Source organism: Streptomyces recifensis (assembly GCF_002154615.1).
In the GTDB taxonomy this organism is placed as follows: Bacteria; Actinomycetota; Actinomycetes; order Streptomycetales; family Streptomycetaceae; genus Streptomyces; species Streptomyces griseoluteus.
On record NZ_MUNH01000321.1, the window covers coordinates 1 to 7249 of the forward strand.

Annotated in this window: 6 protein-coding genes; 2 read left to right on the top strand and 4 right to left on the bottom strand. The window is 72.7% G+C overall.

Annotation, left to right across the window (positions count from 1 at the left end):
- From CCN33_RS17870 to CCN33_RS17885, 4 genes are all read right to left on the bottom strand, one after another.
- On the bottom strand, positions 1 to 2094 hold a 2094-nt coding region (locus CCN33_RS17870), incomplete at its 3' end, for a RecQ family ATP-dependent DNA helicase (RefSeq protein ID WP_086694590.1).
- A 42-nt stretch (positions 2095 to 2136) separates the two neighbouring features.
- A complete protein-coding gene (locus CCN33_RS17875) occupies positions 2137 to 3411 on the bottom strand; it encodes an MFS transporter (protein WP_086694591.1) in 1275 nt (424 codons plus the stop codon).
- Positions 3412 to 3514: 103 nt separating this feature from the next.
- Positions 3515 to 4492, bottom strand: coding sequence for an NAD-dependent epimerase/dehydratase family protein (locus CCN33_RS17880; RefSeq protein ID WP_086694592.1), 978 nt, complete (start codon positions 4490 to 4492; stop codon positions 3515 to 3517).
- Complete coding sequence (locus CCN33_RS17885; protein WP_244173852.1) at positions 4489 to 5544, bottom strand: ScbA/BarX family gamma-butyrolactone biosynthesis protein; 1056 nt, start codon at positions 5542 to 5544, stop codon at positions 4489 to 4491. The genes CCN33_RS17880 and CCN33_RS17885 overlap by 4 nt, the downstream gene beginning before the upstream one ends.
- Positions 5545 to 5665: 121 nt before the next feature.
- Here CCN33_RS17885 and CCN33_RS17890 point away from each other — a divergent pair, with 121 nt between their 5' ends.
- Positions 5666 to 6370: a ScbR family autoregulator-binding transcription factor gene (locus tag CCN33_RS17890; RefSeq protein ID WP_086694593.1), complete on the top strand. Its 705-nt coding sequence runs from the start codon at positions 5666 to 5668 to the stop codon at positions 6368 to 6370.
- 262 nt (positions 6371 to 6632) lie between these two features.
- A partial coding sequence (locus tag CCN33_RS17895; RefSeq protein ID WP_086694594.1) for a hypothetical protein occupies positions 6633 to 7249 on the top strand: 617 nt, incomplete at its 3' end.

Consider the following 7249-nt stretch of genomic DNA (forward strand, 5'->3'; position numbering starts at 1 on the left):
GACCGCAAGAGTCCACCCGGACTCGGTCCGGTCGTCCACGAGCAGCACCGGCCCCGGAGCACTGGCCAGAGCCTCCGCCAGTTCCCCCGGCACCGTGAAGGCCGACGCCAGCGCCTGCAGCCGCTGAGCGGAGTTGCTGCGATGCGTTTGATGCGCACCGGCCTCCCCGGTGTAGGCGAGCGCACCCAGATACGGCAACCGCCCGATCCCGGCCACCCGCTCCGCGAGCGAGGCGACAAGCCGCGGTCGGCTCACCGACGGCATGGCGACGACACCGACCGGACGGGCCACGGCGTCCGGCGCGTTCGACGCCCACCCGCCGGCCGAGCGCGCCCAGTCGGCGAGGACCTCCACCACGGCCTTCAGCACGTCCTCCGGGACCGGACCGTCAGGCGTCTGCTCGGCCAGCAGCGGCCGGAGCCGGTTGCCCCAGCCGATGTCCGAGAGCCGGCCCAGGGCACGCCCGGTGGCGCACTGCTCCTTCGCCGGGATGCGGCCCTTGAGGTCGATGCCCAGCGCGGGCATCCCCGTGGGCCACATGCGGCGCGGCTCGATCTCCACGCCGGGCCGGTCCAGTTCACCGGCGGCGGCCGTCAGCGCCTCGGCGGAGACGGCCGTGTCGATCCAGGCGCCCGCGCAGTTGTCACAGCGCCCGCACGGAGTGATCTCCACGTCGTCGAGCTGGCGGCGCAGGAACGCCATCCGGCACTCGTCCGTGCCGACGTAGTCCCGCATGGCCTGCTGTTCGGCGGCGCGCTGGCGGGCGACCCAGGCGTAGCGTTCGGCGTCGTAGACCCATTGGGCGCCGGTGGCCGTCCAGCCGCCCTTCACCCGGTGCACGGCGCCGTCCACGTCCAGCACCTTGAGCATCAGTTCCAGCCGGGTGCGCCGCAGGTCCACCAGCGATTCCAGCGCTGGGACGGACAGCGGGCGGCCCGCGTCGGCGAGGGCGGCCAGGGTCTGGCGGACCTGGGACTCGGGCGGGAAGGCGACCTCGGCGAAGTACCGCCAGATCGCCTCGTCCTCCTTGCCCGGCAGCAGCAGCACGTCGGCGTGCTCGACGCCTCGGCCCGCGCGGCCCACCTGCTGGTAGTAGGAGATCGGGGAGGACGGCGAGCCGAGGTGGACGACGAAGCCCAGGTCGGGCTTGTCGAAGCCCATGCCCAGCGCGGAGGTCGCCACCAGGGCCTTGACCCGGTTGTCCAGCAGGTCGGCCTCGGCCTGCTGGCGGTCGGCGTTCTCCGTGCGGCCGGTATAGGAGGCGACGGCGAAGCCGCGTGCGCGGAGGTAGGCGGTGACCTCCTCGGCGGCCGAGACGGTCAGCGTGTAGATGATCCCGGAGCCCGGCAGCTCGTGCAGGTGCTCCGCCAGCCACGCCAGCCGGTGCGCCGCGTCGGGCAGCCGCACCACGCCGAGCCGCAGACTCTCCCGGTCCAGCCGCCCTCGCAGCACCAGCGCCTCGCCCGCGCCGGTGCCCAGTTGCTCGGCCACGTCCGCCGTGACGCGCGCGTTGGCCGTGGCGGTGGTGGCGAGCACGGGCACACCGGGCGCCAGTTCCTGGAGCATGGTGCGCAGCCTGCGGTAGTCGGGGCGGAAGTCGTGGCCCCAGTCGGAGATGCAGTGCGCCTCGTCCACCACCAGCAGGCCGGTGGTGGCCGCGAGCTTGGGCAGCATGCGGTCGCGGAAGTCGACGGAGTTGAGCCGTTCCGGGCTCACCAGCAGCACGTCGACCTCACCGCGCTCCACCTCGTCGTGGATGGCATCCCACTCCTCGGGGTTGGCCGAGTTGATGGTGCGGGCCTGGATGCCTGCCCGCGCGGCCGACTCGACCTGGTTGCGCATCAGTGCCAGCAGCGGCGAGACAATCACCGTGGGACCCGAACCGCGACGGCGGAGCAGCGCGGTGGCCACGAAGTACACCGCCGACTTGCCCCATCCGGTGCGCTGCACGACCAGGGCCCGGCGCCGGTCCACCACCAGGGCCTTGACCGCCTCCCACTGGTCCTCCCGCAGGCGCGCCGAACCCTCCGGCGCGCCGACCAGCTCGGCGAGGACGGCGTCGGCTTCGGTGCGCAGCTGCTCCAGGTCGTTCATGCCCCCATGCAACCGCACCCCACTGACATCCGGCCACTCGCCTTACGGACGGCTCCCCGTCGGCCGGACCCGCTCCTCCTCGGATGCCGGGACCGGCGCGTCCGCACGTGCCCCGGCCAGCGCCACGAGGGCGGCGAGCAGTGTGATCAGACCGCCCGCCCACAGTCCGGAGCGGGCGCCGAGGGTGTGGGTGGCGGCGCCGACGAAGAGGGCGCCGAGCGGGGTGCTGCCCTGCAGGATCACGGTGTAGAGGGCCATCACCCGGCCTCGGTGAGCCGGGTCTCCACCCAGTTGGATGCGGTGGTTCGCCGCCTGGACGAAGTAGAGCGAGGCGAACCCGGTCGGCACCAGCAGCGCCAGTGCGACGGGCAGGTTCGGTGCCCACCCCGTGATCAGCTCCATTGCCCCGAACACACATCCCGAGGCGGCCACCCGCCGCGCCGAGGGGCGGGTCCGGCGCAGGGTGCCGACCAGCGCGGCCAGCAGGGAACCGCCGGCCAGCGCGGCGGTGAGGAGGCCGAAGGACGCGGCCTCGGTGTGGAACACCACGCGGGCCATGAGCGGCAGTGTCAGGGGCAGGTTGAGGCCGAAGAGGGCGACCGCCGCGACCAGGGCGAGTGTCGTGAGCAGGTCGGGCCGCGTCCGCAGATGGGACAGGCCCTCGATGACGCGCGCGGGCGCGTCGGGGCGGGGCGCGCGGTGCAGCTCCGCCGGGCGCATGGCGCGCAGCCCGGCGACCGTGGCCGTGTAGCTGACGGCGTTGAGCAGCATCACGGTCCCCGTGCCCGACCACTGGATGAGCAGCCCGGCCGCCGAAGGCCCCAGCACGCGCGCGATGTTGAAGTAGGCGCCACTCAGCGCGGAGGCGTTGGGGAGCAGTTCGGGGCCGACGAGTTCGGTGATGAAGGACAGCCGGGCCGGGACCTCCACCGCGTTGGCCACGCCGAGCGCGGCGGCCGCGACATAGACGTGCCACAGCCGGGCGGCGTCGGCGGTCACCAGCAGGCCGAGGGCCAGGGCGAAGACGCCGGAGGCGATGTTCGCGCCGGTCAGGAGGGCGCGTTTGTCGTACCGGTCGGCGAGCCGGCCGCCATAGAGGGTCAGCAGGAGGACCGGGGTGAACTGGAGGGCGGTGACGGTGGCGAGCGCACCGCCGGAGTCGCCGGTCAGCTCCAGTACGAGCCAGTCCTGGGCGACGGCCATCATCCAGGTGCCGGTGGCGGAGGCGATCTGGCCCGCCGCGAAGAGCCGGAAGTTGCGCACCTTGAGGGAGCGCAGGCTGGTGGCGAGCAGGGGGCGGCCGGTTCCTCGCGTCATGATCCGGTCCTACCAGCGGCGCTCGGATGTGGGCCGAGCCGCGCCGGGCGCGACCCAGATCGCGGCTGCGCGCGTGGCCGGGATCTGGGAAACGCCCCTTAAGTCACCGCGTCCGTGCAAACGCCGGGCGACGCGTGGCTTCCAACGGTGGCAACCCGGCCTGGTCGCGATACCAGTCGGCGTACTCCGGGAAGCGCCCGGCGAATCCGGCGCCCGGTTCGACACCGGACTCGCTCCACAGCGACTCGTCGGTGAACCAGTGGTCGACGGCGAGCATGCCGAGGTGGTGGCGGGCGGCGGGACGGTCGAGCACCCGCTGCCGGGCGGTCTCGGCCGAGATGCGCGGGGCGTCCTCAGTAAAGATCCCGAAGGTCTCCGCCACGGTGGACAGCAGCAGTTCCCCCGCCACGGGATCGGGATGGGTGACGTAGTGGACGCGTCCCACGCCGTCCGCCGGGCCCGTCGTGGCCGCCGCGAAGGCGACCCGGCCCAGGGTCTCGACATCGATCATCGACTGCCGCCCCGCCCAGCCGTCCGGGAGGCCGCCCAGGGCGCGCAGCAGGGCCAGGATGCCGGGGATCACCCAGCGGTCACCCCGGCCATGAACGAGGTGAGGGCGCAGAACCGTTCCGCCCGCCCCGAGCACGTGTTCCTCGGCGGCCGCGCGGGTGCGACTGGTGTCCGACGCGGGAGCGACGGGCACCTCGCCGGGCCGGGCGCCGCGGAAGGGCCCGCGTCCGTGTACAGCGGCCGTGCCGAGGTAGACGAACCGCGTGACTCCGGCCCGGCGTACCTCGTCCGCCAGGGCTCGGGTGCCGAGGTCGTTGGCCTGGCGGAGCAGCTCCGCGTCGCCGCCGATCAGCCCCGCACAGTGCACGACGGTGTCCACGTCCGAGCAGGCACCGCGCAGCGAGGCGGTGTCGGTGAGGTCTCCGTACACGTACTCGACGTCCGGGTCGGGCGTCGCCGGCGGAGTGCGGACGAGCAGCCGAAGTCGTACGTCCTCAGCGGCGCGGGCCGCCTTCAGCACGTGTCCGCCGATGAAACCGCTCGATCCGGTGATGAGCAGGCGCCGGGTCATCGGGCCGCCTCCGGGGTGTCGCCGAGGGTGGCCGTGAAGACGGTCTCGTCGCCCTGGACGCCCTCGACATGGACCGAGACATCACCCTCCGGGGAGGTTTCGCGCCGGGCGCGGACAAGACAGGGCTCGTCGAGTTCGGCGTACCGGTGGAAGGCGATCGCCAGCGAGGCGGGCAGGAAGCGCCCCTCGGGAGTCAGCGCGACGGCGGCCTGCCGGGCGGCCTCCAGGAGCAGCATGCCGGGGACGTGGTCGTTGGCCCGCGCGAAGAGCGTGGGATGCGCGGTGTCGAGCCGCAGCCGCCACCCGGGCCCCTCCTCCGAGGGCGCGAGCACGACGTCCCTGGGGTCACGCCGCCCGACCCGCTCGGGCGGTACGCCGTCCAGCAGCGGTACGCGATCACCGGCGGAGTCCAGCCTGTCGCCGCGCAGCCTGCGGTAGGCCCGCTCCGAGGTGCAGCTCAGGCTGCCCGTACTCGTGGCCAGGAGCCGCCCGCCACGCTGGAAGGTGAGCCGCACCCTCATCCCGGCCAGGCTCCTGGCCCGCATCTGGACCTCGGAGCACTCCACGACGACGTCGACGCGGCCCGAGGCGTCCGAGAGGCCGAAGTCGGCCGTGGCGAGGGCGTATGCCATGTCCCACATGACGAAGTGGTGGTCGGCCGGGACGCCGTACTCGGCGTGGGCCAGCATCATCGCGGTCTGCCGCATGGTCTCCGCGACCAGCAGCGGGTCCTGGACGCCGCCGGGGAGCGGAGCGAAGAAGCGGTGGGCGGCCGGCCAGTCGGCGACGACCAGATAGCGGTGTTCGGCCAGCCGGGTCCATTCCACAGGGAAGGCGTCGTCGGCGTCCGGCCGGTGCACGAGTTCTCCGGTGGCCCGGCCGCCGTGCGCGGAAGGTTGACCGGTGTCGCCGGAGTCGGGTACAAGAACCAGCGGGTCGGTCTGGTCTTCGGGCGGTGCGGCGGGGTCCGGTGTCTGCGTCATGACCGTCCGTACGGCCGATGAGGTGCCGATGACGGCGCGGTCGGCTATGAAGCTGATGCCTTCAGACATGGATTGCCCTTTGAGTCCGGTGTGATCAAGGCTCGTTCCCCCTCGACAAAATACTGACAGTCCGGTTCTCTTCGTGTGCGAACCCGACCAAGCTCTGACATAGAAACAGGGGCGACAGCCCATGGCACGCCAAGCACGCGCGATCCAGACCCGCAAGACGATCCTGCTGGCAGCGGCCGCCGTCTTCGACGAACGCGGTTACAGCGCCGCCACGATCACCGAGATCCTCGCGCGCGCCGGGGTCACCAAGGGTGGCCTGTACTTCCACTTCGCCTCCAAGGAGGAACTGGCCCTCGGCGTGATCGCGGCCCAGCTCGAAGTGGGACCGCTGCCGCCGCAGCGCACCAAGGTGCAGGAACTCATCGACCAGGGGCTGCTGTTCGCGCACCAGCTGCGGCACGACCCGTTGACGCGGGCCAGCGTGGGCCTGGCGATGGACCAGTGGGGAGAGGGACCGGAGCGGAGCAACCCGTTCCACGGCACGCCGTTCCAGTCCTGGGCGAACCGGCTGACCCAGTTGCTCGTGGAGGCGCGGGAGCGCGGCGAGCTGCTGCCGCACGTGGACCCGGCGGAGACCGCCGAACTGCTCGCCGGCTCCTTCACCGGCATCCAGTGGATGTCGCAAATCCTGTGCGAGCGCGCCGACCTCGACGAGCGGGTGACGGTCCTGCTGAGACACCTGCTGCCCAGCATCACTCTCCCCCAGCTCATGCCCACCCTGGACCTCGCCCCGGACCGCGCCGAACGCCTGCTGGCCCAGCGGCTCCCCGAGGCGGAGGAAGGCGAGGAGGACGAGGGCGAACCCTCTGCGCGCATCAGCGCCTGAAACCTCCTCCGGCGGCCCGCCCGCGGACGACGTGCCGTCCCGGGCGTCGTCCGTCGTCTCTGTGGGTAGGGATATAAGCCCCGGACCATCAGATAAGCGTCGGCGGCCTCAATTGCTCGTTGCCGCAATCAAGTTCGACAGGAAGAATTGGAGTCCGCTCCCCGCACGGCTCGCCCGTGTTCCGGCTGGGCTTCACTGCGGTGCGCGCTCCCCCGAATTCCGACCTCGCCCGCAGTGTGGGCGCGTAGCCGAAGGGAGGAACGTGACCTTCGGATTCGCCTCGTCCTCGGCGGCCTCGTTGTCGACGTCCGCGTCCGCCGCTTCCGTCAGCCGCCTGCTCGAGCCCGCGGAGTGGGCCGCCGCCGGAATCCCCCTGCTGCGCAACCCGCGCGAGGTCGTCAGCGGCCTGCACGTCCGCCATCGTCCGAGGCCGTCCACGGCGATCGTGGCCGTCCTCGATCCGGACGAACGGCTGCTGGCCAGCGCCTCCTTCACCCGGCGTTCCGCCCCGGCGGACGGCTGGATGTTCCGCAACGCGCTGCTGGACCAGTTGCGCCGGGTCATCCCGCACGACCTGCGCCGCCGGACCCCGGTGCGCACCGCCGTGCTGCTGTACTGCCGCGAGGGCGACGCGCGCTGGACGGAGGAGGACGGCGCCTGGATGTGGGGGCTGCGCGACGCCTGCACGCTGCACGGGCTGCGCTGCGGCGCGTACATCACGCTGACGCACGACGGCTGGCAGGTGCTCGGCGAGGGGCGCGGCGGACGCCATCCCCACGCGCACTCCGCCCCGGAGTCCTTCGCCCTGTCCGAGTCGCCGCCCCTGATGCCCCGCACCGGCGGACCCGTCTCCGAGGTCATGCGCCGGGCCGCGGCCCG